This window comes from Streptomyces sp. NPDC059567 (assembly GCF_042735655.1).
Lineage (GTDB): Bacteria > Actinomycetota > Actinomycetes > Streptomycetales > Streptomycetaceae > Streptomyces.
In genome coordinates this window covers 70,591-84,387 of the sequence record NZ_JBHWBS010000002.1, presented here as the reverse complement: position 1 = coordinate 84,387, position 13,797 = coordinate 70,591, and the positions used below count along the sequence as shown (strand labels likewise).

Annotated in this window: 14 protein-coding genes; 4 read left to right on the top strand and 10 right to left on the bottom strand. The window is 71.8% G+C overall.

The features are described 5' to 3' along the window. Nucleotides 1-123: 123 nt before the first annotated feature. From truB to rimP, 7 genes are all read right to left on the bottom strand, one after another. Nucleotides 124-1,020: a tRNA pseudouridine(55) synthase TruB gene (gene truB / locus ACFVZW_RS01795; protein WP_384515206.1), complete on the bottom strand. Its 897-nt coding sequence runs from the start codon at nucleotides 1,018-1,020 to the stop codon at nucleotides 124-126. After that, nucleotides 1,020-1,475 carry a 30S ribosome-binding factor RbfA gene (rbfA, locus tag ACFVZW_RS01790; protein ID WP_361967958.1) on the bottom strand — a complete coding sequence of 152 codons (456 nt, stop codon included), beginning with the start codon at nucleotides 1,473-1,475 and terminating at the stop codon, nucleotides 1,020-1,022. Before rbfA ends, truB begins: the two co-directional genes overlap by 1 nt. Nucleotides 1,476-1,504: 29 nt before the next feature. Next, complete coding sequence (locus ACFVZW_RS01785) at nucleotides 1,505-1,798, bottom strand: DUF503 domain-containing protein (RefSeq protein ID WP_019889861.1); 294 nt, start codon at nucleotides 1,796-1,798, stop codon at nucleotides 1,505-1,507. Between the two features lie 140 nt (nucleotides 1,799-1,938). After that, nucleotides 1,939-5,040: a translation initiation factor IF-2 gene (gene infB / locus ACFVZW_RS01780; RefSeq protein ID WP_384515202.1), complete on the bottom strand. Its 3,102-nt coding sequence runs from the start codon at nucleotides 5,038-5,040 to the stop codon at nucleotides 1,939-1,941. A gap of 147 nt (nucleotides 5,041-5,187) precedes the next feature. After that, the gene (locus tag ACFVZW_RS01775; RefSeq protein ID WP_362003283.1) at nucleotides 5,188-5,466 is read right to left on the bottom strand and encodes a YlxR family protein; all 279 of its coding nucleotides are present in this window, start codon (nucleotides 5,464-5,466) and stop codon (nucleotides 5,188-5,190) included. Nucleotides 5,467-5,585: 119 nt separating this feature from the next. Further along, on the bottom strand, nucleotides 5,586-6,593 hold the full coding sequence (gene nusA, locus ACFVZW_RS01770; protein ID WP_384515198.1) for a transcription termination factor NusA: 1,008 nt from the start codon (nucleotides 6,591-6,593) through the stop codon (nucleotides 5,586-5,588). A gap of 2 nt (nucleotides 6,594-6,595) precedes the next feature. Beyond that, nucleotides 6,596-7,093: a ribosome maturation factor RimP gene (rimP, locus tag ACFVZW_RS01765; protein ID WP_383552991.1), complete on the bottom strand. Its 498-nt coding sequence runs from the start codon at nucleotides 7,091-7,093 to the stop codon at nucleotides 6,596-6,598. A 153-nt stretch (nucleotides 7,094-7,246) separates the two neighbouring features. On the opposite strand from rimP, the gene ACFVZW_RS01760 reads away from it, so the two are divergent. The 4 genes from ACFVZW_RS01760 to ACFVZW_RS01745 are packed head-to-tail and all read left to right on the top strand — an operon-like array spanning nucleotide 7,247 to nucleotide 10,261. Then, nucleotides 7,247-7,873 (top strand): hypothetical protein, encoded by a 627-nt coding sequence (locus tag ACFVZW_RS01760; protein ID WP_384515195.1) that lies wholly within the window; start codon nucleotides 7,247-7,249, stop codon nucleotides 7,871-7,873. Further along, complete coding sequence (locus tag ACFVZW_RS01755; protein WP_384515192.1) at nucleotides 7,870-8,286, top strand: ferritin-like domain-containing protein; 417 nt, start codon at nucleotides 7,870-7,872, stop codon at nucleotides 8,284-8,286. Before ACFVZW_RS01760 ends, ACFVZW_RS01755 begins: the two co-directional genes overlap by 4 nt. 56 nt (nucleotides 8,287-8,342) lie before the next feature. Next, nucleotides 8,343-9,242 (top strand): aminoglycoside phosphotransferase family protein, encoded by a 900-nt coding sequence (locus ACFVZW_RS01750; protein WP_384515190.1) that lies wholly within the window; start codon nucleotides 8,343-8,345, stop codon nucleotides 9,240-9,242. 47 nt (nucleotides 9,243-9,289) lie between these two features. Continuing rightward, nucleotides 9,290-10,261, top strand: coding sequence for an SPFH domain-containing protein (locus ACFVZW_RS01745; protein ID WP_384515187.1), 972 nt, complete (start codon nucleotides 9,290-9,292; stop codon nucleotides 10,259-10,261). Between the two features lie 86 nt (nucleotides 10,262-10,347). On the opposite strand, the gene ACFVZW_RS01740 is transcribed toward ACFVZW_RS01745, so the two are convergent. The 3 genes from ACFVZW_RS01740 to ACFVZW_RS01730 all read right to left on the bottom strand — a co-directional run bounded on the left by ACFVZW_RS01740 (nucleotide 10,348) and on the right by ACFVZW_RS01730 (nucleotide 13,725). Further along, entirely contained in the window at nucleotides 10,348-12,048 is a 1,701-nt protein-coding gene (locus tag ACFVZW_RS01740) for a proline--tRNA ligase (RefSeq protein ID WP_384515184.1), read from the bottom strand. Between the two features lie 234 nt (nucleotides 12,049-12,282). Then, the gene (locus ACFVZW_RS01735) at nucleotides 12,283-12,858 is read right to left on the bottom strand and encodes a GNAT family N-acetyltransferase (RefSeq protein ID WP_384515181.1); all 576 of its coding nucleotides are present in this window, start codon (nucleotides 12,856-12,858) and stop codon (nucleotides 12,283-12,285) included. Between the two features lie 21 nt (nucleotides 12,859-12,879). Then, complete coding sequence (locus ACFVZW_RS01730; RefSeq protein WP_384515178.1) at nucleotides 12,880-13,725, bottom strand: GNAT family N-acetyltransferase; 846 nt, start codon at nucleotides 13,723-13,725, stop codon at nucleotides 12,880-12,882. Nucleotides 13,726-13,797 lie beyond the last annotated feature (72 nt).

Genomic DNA, 13,797 nt, shown 5'->3' with positions numbered 1-13,797 from the left:
GCCCGGTGGGGGATAAGTGGGGTTTGCGTGTGTAATCACGGCCGCGGGGGGGGTATGGTGCGGGGGCGCCGGGGGCGCGCCCGCTCCACCATGACCGGGGCCCTCGGCCGATGGACGAGGCCCTCAGCCGAAGACGGCCAGGCTCTTGGCCTTGCCCTTCTGGTCCTCCACGAGCGCCAGCAGCCGGCCGTCCGGGGCGAAGACCGCCACGGGTCCCGCCGGATACGACGGCATCTCCAGGCGGACGCCGTTCAGCAGCAGCCGGGCCCGCTTCTCGTCGACGTCCCAGCGGGGGAAGGCCGCCCCGGCCGCCTCGGCGACCGGCATGACCGTCAGCTCCTCCTGGAGCTGGTCCAGGGTCCTGGCCGAGTCCAGCTTGTACGGGCCGACCCGGGTCCGCCGCAGCGCGGTCAGATGACCGCCCACGCCCAGCCCCGCGCCCAGGTCACGGGCGAGCGCCCGGATGTACGTACCGGAGGAGCAGACCACCGAGACGACCAGATCGACGACCTGCGTGCCGTCCTCGGCGACGGCCTCCCGGACGTCGTACACCTGGAAGGACGAGACCGTGACCGGCCGCGCCGGGATCTCGAACTCCTCGCCGCCGCGCACGCGCGCGTACGACCGCTTGCCGTCGATCTTGATGGCGGAGACCTTGGACGGCACCTGCATGATGGCGCCCGTCAGCTCCGCCACGCCCGCGTCGATCCCCTCGCGGGTCACCTTGGACGCGTCCACGGAGGCCGTGATCTCGCCCTCGGCGTCGTCGGTGATCGTCGTCTGGCCGAGGCGGATGGTGCCGAGGTACTCCTTCTCGGTCAGCGCGAGGTGACCGAGCAGCTTGGTCGCCCGCTCCACGCCGAGGACGAGGACGCCCGTCGCCATGGGGTCGAGCGTGCCCGCGTGGCCGACGCGGCGGGTCTTGGCGATCCCGCGCATCTTGGCCACGACGTCGTGCGAAGTGAAGCCCGACGGCTTGTCGACGATGACAAGGCCGTCGGGCGTCTTTGCGGTGCTCATCAGGCGGTGGTGCCCTCTTCGTCCTCGTCCTCGTCCTCGGGCTTGCGGTACGGGTCGGCCTCGCCGGCGTACTTCGCGCCCGAGGACGCCTCGCGCACGGCCGCGTCGGAGGCCCGCGCCTTGTCGAGGAGGTCCTCGATCGTCTTCGCGGTCTCCGGAAGGGCGTCCGCGACGAAGGTCAGCGTCGGCGTGAACTTCGTCCCGGCGGCGGCACCGACGGCGGAGCGCAGGATGCCCTTGGCGCTCTCCAGTCCGGCGGCCGCGCTGGCCCGCTCCTCGTCGTCGCCGTAGACCGTGTAGAAGACCGTGGCCTCCCGCAGGTCACCGGTGACGCGGGTGTCCGTGATGGTCACGTGCGTACCCAGGCGCGGGTCCTTGATGCCGCGCTGCAGCTTCTCGGCGACCACCTCCCGGATGAGGTCCGCCAGCTTCTTCGCCCGCGCGTTGTCGGCCACTGGTCCTTCTCCTTCTTTGCCTTGCTCATTCAGTCTTCATCAGTGTGGAGCCTGCGTCGCACCGACAGCAGCTCCACCTCGGGCCGGGCCGCGACCAGCCGCTCACAGCGGTCGAGCACGTCCGATACGAACCCCGGGTCCCCGGACACCAGCGCGACGCCCAGACGGGCCCTGCGATGGAGGTCCTGGTCGCCCACCTCTGCCGCGCTCACGGAGAACTTGCGCTGGAGCTCGGCGACGATGGGCCGGACGACGGAGCGTTTCTCCTTCAACGAATGAACGTCGCCGAGGAGCAGATCGAAGGACAGAGTCCCCACGTACATGTAGTGCCGGATGTCCCGCCGGTTCGGGTTCGGTGGCCCGCCACGCCGTCGCTTGGCAGGAACACCAGAACCGTACACGCAACGGCCGGGGCCGATCGACGGAATAACTCCCGCCGACCGGCCCCGACCTACCGCTGCGCTCAGGCGCGCGGCTTCTCGCGCATCTCGTACGTCGCGATGACGTCGTCGATCTTGATGTCGTTGAAGTTTCCGAGGTTGATACCGCCCTCGAAGCCTTCGCGGATCTCGGTGACGTCGTCCTTGAAGCGGCGCAGACCGTGGATCGTGAGGTCCTCGGCGATGACCTTGCCGTCGCGGACGAGGCGCGCCTTGGTGTTGCGCTTGACCTCGCCGGAGCGGATGAGGACACCGGCGATGTTGCCCAGCTTGGACGAGCGGAAGACCTCGCGGATCTCCGCCGTACCGAGCTCGACCTCTTCGTACTCCGGCTTGAGGAGACCCTTGAGGGCCGCCTCGATCTCCTCGATGGCCTGGTAGATCACCGAGTAGTACCGGACGTCGACGCCTTCGCGCTCCGCCATCTGCGCGGCACGGCCGGCAGCCCGGACGTTGTAGCCGATGACGATGGCGTCGGAGCCCATGGCCAGGTCGATGTCGGACTCGGTGACCGCACCCACACCACGGTGCAGGACACGGATGTCGACCTCTTCGCCGACGTCGAGCTGGAGCAGCGAGGACTCGAGAGCCTCGACCGCACCGGACGCGTCGCCCTTGATGATGAGGTTGAGTTCCTGGACCAGACCGGCCTTGAGCACCTTGTCGAGGTCCTCGAGGGACACCCGGCGGACGCGCTTGGCGAAGGCGGCGTTGCGCTCACGCGCAGCACGCTTCTCGGCGATCTGACGGGCCGTACGGTCCTCGTCGACGACCAGGAGGTTGTCGCCGGCACCCGGCACGTTGGTGAGACCGAGCACCAGGACGGGAGTCGACGGGGTCGCCTCCTCGACGTTGTTGCCCTTGTCGTCGAGCATCGCCCGGACGCGGCCGTACGCGTCGCCGACCACCACGGTGTCGCCGATGCGCAGCGTTCCGCGCTGGACCAGGACGGTCGAGACGGCACCGCGACCGCGGTCGAGGTGGGACTCGATCGCAATACCCTGCGCGTCCTGGTTCGGGTTGGCCCGAAGGTCGAGCGAGGCGTCGGCGGTGAGGACGACGGCCTCCAGCAGGGAGTCGATGTGCAGACCCTGCTTGGCGGAGATGTCGACGAACATCGTGTCGCCGCCGTACTCCTCGGCCACCAGACCGAACTCGGTCAGCTGACCGCGGACCTTGGTCGGGTCGGCACCCTCGACGTCGATCTTGTTGACCGCGACGACGATCGGGACGCCGGCGGCCTTGGCGTGGTTGAGCGCCTCGATCGTCTGCGGCATGACGCCGTCGTTGGCCGCGACCACGAGGATCGCGATGTCGGTCGACTTCGCACCACGGGCACGCATGGCGGTGAACGCCTCGTGACCCGGGGTGTCGATGAAGGTGATGCGACGGTCTTCGCCGTTGACCTCGGTACCCACCTGGTAGGCACCGATGTGCTGGGTGATGCCACCGGCCTCGCCCGCGACGACGTTCGTCTTGCGGATCGCGTCGAGAAGTCGGGTCTTACCGTGGTCGACGTGACCCATGACGGTGACGACCGGCGGACGGGAGACCAGAGCCTCTTCGCCGCCCTCGTCCTCGCCGAACTCGATGTCGAAGGACTCGAGGAGCTCGCGGTCCTCCTCCTCCGGCGAGACGATCTGAACGGTGTAGTTCATCTCCTCGCCGAGCATCGTCAGCGTGTCGTCGGAGACGGACTGCGTGGCCGTGACCATCTCACCGAGGTTCATCATCACCGCGACGAGCGACGCCGGGTTGGCGCCGATCTTCTCGGCGAAGTCGGTGAGGGAGGCACCGCGCGACAGGCGAATGGCTTCGCCGTTGCCGCGAGGCAGCATCACGCCGCCGACCGACGGGGCCTGCATGGCCTCGTACTCCTGGCGCCTCTGACGCTTCGACTTGCGACCACGACGCGCGGGACCGCCGGGACGACCGAAGGCGCCCTGCGTGCCACCACGGCCACCGGGGCCACCGGGACGGCCACCGAAGCCGCCGGGACGACCGCCGAAGCCGCCGCCACCGCCGCCGGGACCACCCGGACGACCGCCGCCGCCACCACCGGGACCACCGGGACGACCGGCGAAGCCGCCGCCGCCACCGCCGGGACCGGCCGGACGGCCGGCGAAGCCGCCGCCGCCACCGGGACGACCGCCGCCGCCACCCGGACGACCGCCGGGGCCACCGGGGCCACGACCGCCGGGGCCACCACCGGGACGCGGGCCGGCAGCGGGACGCTGCGGCATCATGCCGGGGTTCGGACGGTTACCGCCGGGCGCGCCGCCCGGACGGGGAGCCTGCGGACGCGGCATACCACCGGGGGTGGGACGCGCGCCGCCCTGGCCCTGGGGACGCGGGGCGCCACCGGGGCCGCCCTGCGGACGCGGGGCACCCGGAACGGCACCGCCGCCGGGACGGGGGGCACCGCCACCCGGACGGGGCGCCTGCGGGCGCGCCATTCCGGTGGAGCCACCCGAGGTGAAGGGGTTGTTGCCCGGACGCGGACCGGCCGGACGGGCACCGCCCGGACGCGGAGCGCCCTGGCCCTGCGGACGCGGGGCACCCTGGCCCTGCGGACGCGGCGCGCCCTGACCCGGACGGGCGGGACGCTCGCCGGCGGGACGGGGTCCCGGGGTCGCGCCACCGGGGCGCTGACCGGCGGCGGGAGCCGACGGGGGCGCGGTGAACTCGGGCGCGGCCGGAGCCGGCGTGACCGGCTTGGGCGCGGGCTTCGGGCCCGGGCGGGGGCCCGAGGCGGCCGGAGCCGGAGAGGGGGTGCTGCTCGCGGGCGCGGCCGGAGTGACCGGGGCCGGCGCCGCGGGCGCGGCGGGGGCCGGCTTGGGGGCCGGGGCGCCGGGCTTCGGGGCAGCGGGACGTGCCGCGGCGGCCGGAGACGGCGCCGAGGGCTTCGAGGGGGCGGCCTTGCGAGGCGCGCCAGGCTTGGCAGCGGTCTTGCCGGCGGAACCGCCGGGACCCTGCAGCGCATCAGTCAACTTGCGCACGACCGGCGCCTCGATAGTCGAGGACGCCGAACGGACGAATTCACCGAGTTCTTGGAGCTTGGCCATGACGACCTTGCTCTCCACGCCGAACTCCTTGGCGAGTTCGTATACCCGGACCTTAGCCACTTCGCTCCTTTTAGGTCCGGTTACCGCCGGACCGTCGCTACTTCATGGGCGTACTCATCGCGTACTCATCGAGTGCTCATCGCAATCTCGACCTACTTCCAACTCGCGAGGTACCTGACCGCACGGTTATCCGTGCCGTACTTCTTCTTACGGTGCTGCCTGCTCGACGTGAAAGCGGATTTCCGCCGTTTCGAGCGGACCCTGGACCTTGAAGGCCCTCGGGAACGCCCGGCGGCGGACCGCCAGGTCGAGACAGACCGAGGCGGGATGCAGATACGCACCCCGGCCGGGCAGCGTACCGCGATGATCGGGGACACACGCGCCCTCGACCTCCACGATGCGCAGCAGATCGCTCTTGGCCGCTCGCTCCCGGCATCCCACACAGGTTCGCTCAGGGCACGCTCGGTCTTGCGTCCGGCCAGACACGGCTAAGTCTACCTCCCCGTAGCGACCTCACCCGTTTGGGGCAAGAATCGAACGGTCGTTTGTCGTGATCTCGCCCTCACGGAACGTGACGAGGGCGAGATGCATTCCCTGCGGCGCGCTCAGTCGCGGTCGCGCCGCTCGTCGGACTCGTGCTCCGTGTCCGGACGGATGTCGATGCGCCAGCCGGTGAGGCGGGCGGCGAGGCGGGCGTTCTGCCCCTCCTTGCCGATGGCCAGCGACAGCTGGTAGTCGGGCACGGTCACCCGGGCGGACCGGGCCGCCAGGTCCACGATCTCGACCTTGGAGACCCGCGCCGGGGAGAGCGCGCTGGCCACCATCTCGGCCGGGTCGTCGGACCAGTCGACGATGTCGATCTTCTCGCCGAGCAGCTCCGCCATGACGTTGCGGACGCGGCTGCCCATGGGGCCGATGCAGGCGCCCTTGGCGTTCAGGCCCGAACGGGTGGACCGTACGGCGATCTTGGTGCGGTGACCGGCCTCACGGGCGATCGCCGCGATCTCGACGGAACCGTCGGCGATCTCGGGGACCTCCAGGGCGAACAGCTTCTTCACCAGATTGGGGTGCGTGCGCGAAAGGGTGACGGACGGACCGCGGACACCCTTGGCGACCCGGACCACGTACGTGCGCAGCCGCAGACCGTGCGTGTACTCCTCGCCCGGCACCTGCTCCTGCACCGGAAGGATGGCTTCCAGCTTGTCGTCGAGCTTGACGAGGACGTTCTTCGGGTCCTTGCCCTGCTGCACCATGCCGGCGACGATGTCGCCCTCGCGGCGGGCGTACTCGCCGAAGGTGACGTCGTTCTCGGCGTCGCGCAGCCGCTGCTGGATGACCTGGCGGGCGGTGCTCGCCGCGATCCGGCCGAAGTCCGACGGGGTGTCGTCGAAGTCCTTGGGCTCCTGGCCCTCCTCCAGCTCGGAGGGGTCCTCCTTGGCCCACACCGTCACATGACCGGTCTGCCGGTTCAGCTCCACGCGCGCGTGGCGGCGGGCGGACGGGGTGCGGTGGTATGCGATGAGGAGGGCCGACTCGATCGCCTCGACCAACAGGTCGAAGGAGATCTCCTTCTCTTGTGCCAAGCCCTTCAGGAGCTTCACGTCGATGTCCACGGCTACGCCTCCTCTTCCTTCTTGTCCTTGCGGTTGAACTCGATCTCGACACGCGCCTTGGCGATGTCGGCGAACTCGACCCGGCGGGCGGTGGGCTTGCGCCCCTTCACGCCCGGCACTTCGAGGTCGATGCCGTCTTCGTCCACGGTGAGGATCCGCGCGACGAGCTCTCCACCATCGTTCAGCTGCAGCTTGGCAAGGCGGCCCGTGGCGCGCACGTAGTGGCGGTGCTCGGTGAGCGGGCGCTCCGCGCCCGGGGTGCCGACCTCGAGGGTGTACTCCCCCTCGCCCATCGCGTCCGTCTCGTCCAGCGTCTCCGAGAGCGCGCGGCTCACATCGGCGACCTGGTCCAGGTCGGCTCCCTCTTCGGAGTCGACGACGACGCGCAGCACACGCTTGCGTCCCACGGAGGCCACCTCGAGCTCTTCGAGTTCGAGTCCCTGCGAGGCGATGAGCGGCTCAAGGAGTGCTCGCAGCCTGTCGCTCTGGGTGGTGCTCATCCGGGTGACTCCTCGGCCGCGTGTGCTGTTGTGGGTTTCGTCGCGTGTCAGACCAAAGGGTATCCGGTCCCGGGGGGTGTTGCCGTCCACGGGGCCGGGGGCCGCGGGTACGCTCGCCTGCGGTGATCTTCGACCGAGGCCGAGGGAGTGGATGTGGGGCGCACGGGGACCGTGGGCAGACGGGCGCTCCTGACGGCGGGGGCGGTGACGCTGGTCGGCTGCACGTCCGACGGCGGTGGCGGCGAGCGGCCGAGGAAGCGGACCGCGGCCGAACGGGCGGCGCTCGCCGAGGCGGCGCTGCGCCGCGGATCGGTGACGACGAGCCTGACCCTGCTGGAACGTTACGACGCGGTGCTGGCGGCTCACCCCTCGCTGACGGACCGGCTGGCCCCGCTGCGACGCGCGGTGGCGGCGCATGCCGCCGCCCTGGCCGAGGGCGTCACGCCGCTGCCGACCGGCGGGTCCACCGCGAGCGGGGAGCCGCACGACGCGGAGGCGAAGGCCGCCGCCTCGGACGGATCGGGGGCCAAGGCCGCTCGTACGGCGGGCACCCGACCGGCGGACACCCCCGGTGCCACCGCCTCGGCCACCGCGCCCGTGCCCGTTCCGGCCGACCCGGTGGCTGCCCTCAAGGACCTGGCGGCCACCGTCCGCAGGACCGCCGACGCGCACACGGCGACGCTGCTCGACGCGCCGCCCGAGTACGCCCGGCTGCTGGCCTCGGTGGCGGCGGCCGGCGCGGCGCACGCGTATCTGCTGACCGAGGGAGGCCGGGCATGAGCGCCCTGGACGCGGCGCAGGCCGCGCTCGCCGCCGAGCATGCGGCGGTGTACGGCTACGGCGTCGTCGGCGGCCGGATCGGTGCCGAGCGGCGCGCCGAGGCCACTTCGGCCTACGAGGCGCACCGGGCCCGACGGGACGGGCTGCGCAGGACCGTACGGGACCTGGGCGGGGAGCCGGCCGCCGCGGCGGCCGGCTACGAGCTGCCGTTCCCGGTACCGGACACCGCCGCGGCCGTGCGGCTCGCCGCGGTCCTGGAGGACCGGGTGGCGGGGGTGTACTCCGATCTCGTACGGGCCTCCGAGGGAACGCTGCGGCGGGACGCGGCCGCCGCGTTGCGCGAGGCGGCGGTACGGGCCGTTCGCTGGCGCGGCACCGACGTAACCTTTCCTGGGCTCGCCGAGCGGGTGTGAGTCCGGCTCTGACGGCCCTGACCAGGCTCCGGTACTGCAGAAGGAACAACGTACGCATGGGTTTCGAACCGCCGCGGCGACTGGTACGGGCGCTCGGTGAGACGTACGGGGACGCTGTCGCGGCCGAGTGGCTCGGGAAGCTGCCCGAGCTGGCACGGACCGCGCTGGAGCACGCCTCCCTGGACAGCGAACGGGTGGTGGCGCCCGGCGGGCGCAGCAGCCTGGTCGTCCTCGTACGGCGGCAGGACGGCTCCCCGGCGGCGCTGAAGATCGCCCCCGAGGTCGCCCGGCCGGACCTGGAGCGGGACGCGCTGGCGCACTGGAACGGCTGGGGAGCGGTGCGGCTGCTCGACGCGGCCGAGGACGGCTCGCTGGTCCTCGAACGGCTGCACACCGAGGTGTCTCTGCGTTCCCTCCCCGAGGCGAAGGCGCTGCTCGAAGCGGCCGGGACGGTCCGGAAGCTGTGGGTCGAGCCGCCCGCGGAGCACGGCTTCGAGTCGGTGACCGAGCGCACGGCCCGGCAGGCGGCGGCGATGGAGTCCTACCGCGCCCACGCCGAGGCGGGCGCGCTCACGGCCGCCGCGCTGGCGGCGCGCGAGGAGCTGATCGGCGACTCCCCCGAGACGCTGCTGCTGCACGGCTGCTTCCGGCAGGGCAAGGTCCTGGCCGGCGAGCGCACGCCCTGGCTGGCCGTGGGCCCCGAGCCGCTGGTCGGCGAGCGCGCCTACGATCTGGCGCGGCTCGTACGGGACCGGGTCGAGGACCTGGTGGCGGCTTCGGCGGGGGCGTCGGCGGCCCGCCGGAGGGTCAACAAGCTGGCGGACTCGCTGGAGGTGGACCGCGAGCGGCTGCGTGGCTGGACGCTCTTCCGGGCGGTCGAGTCGGGTACGCGGGCGCTGACGGCGGGGCGTCACCGGGACGCGGAGCTGCTGCTGGAGTTCGCGGGCTGGCTGTAGGGGAATAACCTTGCTGTAACGCTCGGCTCGGACCTCAGGGGGCCGTGATGCTCGAGGAGCTGTTGACAGCGGCGGCGGTGACCGGAACCGCGGTCGTGGTGTACGCGGCCGCGGCGGCGCGCGTGGTGAAGCAGTACGAACGGGGTGTCGTGTTCCGCTTCGGTCGGCTGCTGAGCGACGTCCGGCAGCCGGGGTTCACGATGATCGTGCCGGTCGTCGACCGGCTGCACAAGGTGAACCTGCAGATCGTGACGCTGCCCGTGCCCGCGCAGGAGGGCATCACCCGGGACAACGTGACCGTGCGGGTGGACGCCGTCGTGTACTTCAAGGTGGTCGACGCGGCGGACGCGCTGGTGCGGGTGGAGGACTACAAGTTCGCCGTCTCGCAGATGGCGCAGACCTCGCTGCGGTCGATCATCGGCAAGAGCGATCTGGACGACCTGCTGTCGAACCGGGAGAAGCTCAACCAGGGTCTCGAGCTGATGCTCGACAGTCCGGCGATGGGCTGGGGTGTCGCGATCGACCGGGTCGAGATCAAGGACGTGTCGCTGCCGGAGACGATGAAGCGCTCGATGGCGCGGCAGGCGGAGGCGGACCGGGAGCGGCGGGCGCGGGTGATCAACGCGGACGCGGAGTTGCAGGCGTCGAAGAAGCTGGCGGAGGCCGCGGAAGTGATGTCGGAGCAGCCTGCCGCGTTGCAGCTGCGGCTGTTGCAGACGGTGGTGGCGGTGGCGGCGGAGAAGAACTCGACGCTGGTGCTGCCGTTCCCGGTGGAGCTGCTGCGGTTCCTGGAGCGGGCGGCGCCCCCGCAGGGCATGGTGTCCACGGACTCGGCCGCGCCGCATGTGCCCGTGGCGGCACCGGAGACCTTCCAGGATCCCTTGCCCGGCCTCCCGGCGGAGCCCCGCCCCACGAGGGACCTCCCGGACCTGGCGGACCTGGCGGATCTCCCGCCCCTGCCGGACGAGACGGTCGCGGGTCCCCCGGCGGACCCGGTCCCACGGGACGAGGCGGCGTAGGCACCCCGACGCGCGGCCGGGTCGGTGGGCGGGCGTTCCGCGGGGCGGGGCGGGCCACCCCATGTGGGGTGAGCCCGCCCCGGCCGTTACGCGCTCAGGCGCGCGATCGCCTCTGCCACGGGGAGCTCCTCCCGCTCCCCCGTGCGGCGGTCCTTCAGTTCCACGACGCCCTCCGCCGAGCGGCGGCCGGCGACCAGGATCTTCGGGACGCCGATCAGCTCCGCGTCGGTGAACTTCACACCGGGCGAGACGCCCGCGCGGTCGTCCACGAGCACCCGGAGACCGGCCGCGCGCAGCTTCTCGGAGACCTCCAGGGCCAGCTCGGTCTGGAGCGCCTTGCCCGCCGCGACGACGTGGACGTCGGCCGGGGCGACCTCGGCGGGCCAGCACAGGCCCTTGTCGTCGGCGGACTGCTCGGCGAGCGCGGCCACCGCGCGCGAGACGCCGATGCCGTACGAGCCCATGGTCACGCGGACCGGCTTGCCGTTCTGGCCGAGGACGTCGAGCTTGAGGGCGTCGGCGTACTTGCGGCCCAGCTGGAAGATGTGGCCGATCTCGATCGCGCGGTCCAGCGTCAGGCCGGTACCGCACTTGGGGCACGGGTCGCCGTCCTGGACGACCACGACGTCGACGTACTCGTCGACCTCGAAGTCACGCCCCGCGACGACGTTCTTCGCGTGCATGCCCTCCTTGTTCGCGCCCGTGATCCACGCCGTGCCCGGCGCCACGCGCGGGTCGGCGATGTACGTGACCTTCTCCAGGCCCTGCGGGCCGACGTAGCCGCGGACGAGGTCCGCGCGCTCGGCGAAGTCGGCCTCGGTGACCATCTCGACGGTCGCGGGGGCGAAGTGCTCCTCGACCTTGCCCATGTCGACCTCGCGGTCGCCGGGCACGCCGACGGCGACGATCTCGCCGTCGACCTTCACGAGGAGGTTCTTCAGCGTCGCGGAGGCCGGGACGCCGAGGGAGGCGGCCAGGGTCTCGATGGTCGGGGTGTCCGGGGTGGGGATCTCCTCGGCGGCCGCGACGGCCGAGCCGTCGACCGACTTGAGCTCGTAGGAGATCGCCTCGGTGTTGGCGGCGAAGTCGCAGTTCGGGCAGTCGGCGAAGGTGTCCTCGCCGGCCTCGGCCGGGGCGAGGAACTCCTCGGACTTCGAGCCGCCCATGGCGCCGGCGGTGGCGGCGACGATGCGGTAGTCGAGGCCGAGGCGCTCGAAGACGCGCTTGTAGGCCTCACGGTGCAGCCCGTAGGACTGGGCGAGGCCCTCGTCCTCCGTGTCGAAGGAGTACGAGTCCTTCATCTGGAACTCGCGGCCGCGCAGGATGCCGGCCCGGGGACGGGCCTCGTCGCGGAACTTCGTCTGGATCTGGTACAGGATGACCGGCAGGTCCTTGTAGGACGAGCACTGGTCCTTCACCAGGAGGGTGAAGATCTCCTCGTGGGTCGGGCCGAGGAGGTAGTCGCCGCCCTTGCGGTCCTGGAGGCGGAACAGCTCGGCGCCGTACTCGTCCCAGCGGCCGGTCGCCTCGTAGGGCTCACGGGGCAGCAGGGCGGGCAGCAGGACCTCCTGTGCGCCGATGGCGTCCATCTCCTCGCGGACGATGCGCTCGACGTTGGCGAGGACCTTCCGGCCCAGGGGCAGCCAGCTCCAGATGCCGGCGGCGGTGCGGCGGACGTAGCCGGCGCGGACGAGGAGCTTGTGGCTGAGGACCTCGGCGTCCGCCGGGTCGTCGCGCAGCGTCTTCGCCATCAACTGGGACATGCGCTGGACCGGTACGTTGGCCATGGTTCTCGTACTCCTGCCGGGAAAGGGTGATGGCTCGGGGGTGTCCGGCGGACCAGGGCCGGATAGGACGCGGCGTCTGGTGCGGTACATCGCAAGGCGCCGGAGCGCCTCAATAGCGGAGCCATTCAGGCGTTTCGGCAACGCGGCGAGGTGCCGTGCCAGACGTCGTGGCCCCGGCCATGGTCCGCCGGACACCCCCTAGGAGGTTAGCCGGGCGGCACCGGCTCGGTGAAATCAGTTCCGTGGCGAACCGGTTGCGGGGAGTCCGTTCCGGCGCGGCAGCGGGAGCGGGGCGCCCATCACGGCGTACGGGCGGGGTGCGCTGGGGAAGTGGACCCGGCGGGCCAGGTCCTTGTAGCCGAGGGCCCGGTACAGGCCGCGGGCCGGGCTCTCGGTGTCGATCGCCGAGAGGATCGACCGGGGCAGGTCCGACTGGTCGGTGATGGCGGTGATCAGCTCACGGCCGATGCCCCGCCCCTGGTAGGAGGGGTGGACATGGAGCTCGGTGATCACGAACGAGTCGTCGAGCCAGTCCGCGGTGCCGCCGGCGCGGAGGTACGGCTCCACGACGCCGGACCACCAGTGGCTGCGGTCGTTGGGCATCCCGTAGACGAAGCCGACCAGCCGGCCGGCGGCGTTGGTCGCGCCGTAGGCGCAGGCGCCGGGGTTGAGCAGATGGCGGAGCACGATGTGGCGTCGTACGACGATCTCGTCCTCGCTGAGCCCGAAGGCCAGCGCCTGGACCGCGAGGGCGTCGTCCACCCGCGCGGCGAGATTGACCGGTCCGATCGTGACGTCAGCGTCATCCATGCGCCGCACCTTACAAGCGCCTCAGAAGAGCACGCTCATGAAGGCCCCGACCTCACGGAAGCCGACGCGGCGGTACGAGGCCCTGGCCGGAGCGTTGTAGTCGTTGACGTACAGGCTGACGACGGGCGCGACGTCGGCGAGGGCGTAGCGCAGCACGGCGGCCATGCCGGTCTCGGAGAGGCCGCGGCCGCGGAACTCGGGGGCCACCCAGACGCCCTGGATCTGGCAGGCCTGGCGGGTGGCGGCGCCGATCTCGGCCTTGAAGACGACCTTGCCGTCCTCGATGCGGGCGAAGGACCGGCCGGCGCCGACGAGTTCGGCGACCCGGGCCTGGTAGAGCAGTCCGCCGTCGCCGGCCATCGGCGAGATGCCGACCTCCTCGGTGAACATGGCCACGCACGCGGGCATGATCACCTCCATCTCGTCCTTGCGGATACGGCGGACGAGGGGGTCGGGCTCGACGGTCGCGGAGGGCTCCTCGGTGACCATCAGGGGCTGGTGGCCGCGGACGTCGCGGGCGGGCCCCCAGCTGGGTTCGAGGAGCTGCCAGAGCCGGGTGGTGGGCTCGACGGGGCCGACGATGGAGGAGCAGCGGCGGCCGGTCCTGCGGGCACGGTCGGCGAAGGCGCGGACGGCGTCGGGGGTGGCGCAGATGGGGACGAGGTTGGCGCCGGAGTAGCAGAGGGAGCGCAGCTGTCCGTCGGCGTACCAGCCCCACATCTCGCCGCCGAGGCGCCAGGGGTCGAGTCCGGCCGCCTGGACGCGGGCGGCCACGAAGGCGTTCTCGACGGGGGCGCTCTCGAGGACGGCGAGCGCGGCGCCGAGGTCGGCGGGTTCGAGGACCCGGGTGGTGGTCTGCGTCAACACGAGGGGGCCTCACCATGCGGTCTGCTTGATTCTCCGCACTGTACCTGTCGCGTCGCGGAGGTGTCGGGCGAG

Bases quoted from the DNA above. Each gene is read 5' to 3' on its own strand.
- truB (WP_384515206.1), bottom strand. From the start codon at position 1,020: ATGAGCACCGCAAAGACGCCCGACGGCCTTGTCATCGTCGACAAGCCG.
- ACFVZW_RS01785 (WP_019889861.1), bottom strand. From the start codon at position 1,798: ATGTACGTGGGGACTCTGTCCTTCGATCTGCTCCTCGGCGACGTTCAT.
- rimP (WP_383552991.1), bottom strand. From the start codon at position 7,093: ATGAGCACCACCCAGAGCGACAGGCTGCGAGCACTCCTTGAGCCGCTC.
- ACFVZW_RS01755 (WP_384515192.1), top strand. From the start codon at position 7,870: ATGAGCGCCCTGGACGCGGCGCAGGCCGCGCTCGCCGCCGAGCATGCG.
- ACFVZW_RS01750 (WP_384515190.1), top strand. From the start codon at position 8,343: ATGGGTTTCGAACCGCCGCGGCGACTGGTACGGGCGCTCGGTGAGACG.
- ACFVZW_RS01745 (WP_384515187.1), top strand. From the start codon at position 9,290: ATGCTCGAGGAGCTGTTGACAGCGGCGGCGGTGACCGGAACCGCGGTC.
- ACFVZW_RS01740 (WP_384515184.1), bottom strand. From the start codon at position 12,048: ATGGCCAACGTACCGGTCCAGCGCATGTCCCAGTTGATGGCGAAGACG.
- ACFVZW_RS01735 (WP_384515181.1), bottom strand. From the start codon at position 12,858: ATGGATGACGCTGACGTCACGATCGGACCGGTCAATCTCGCCGCGCGG.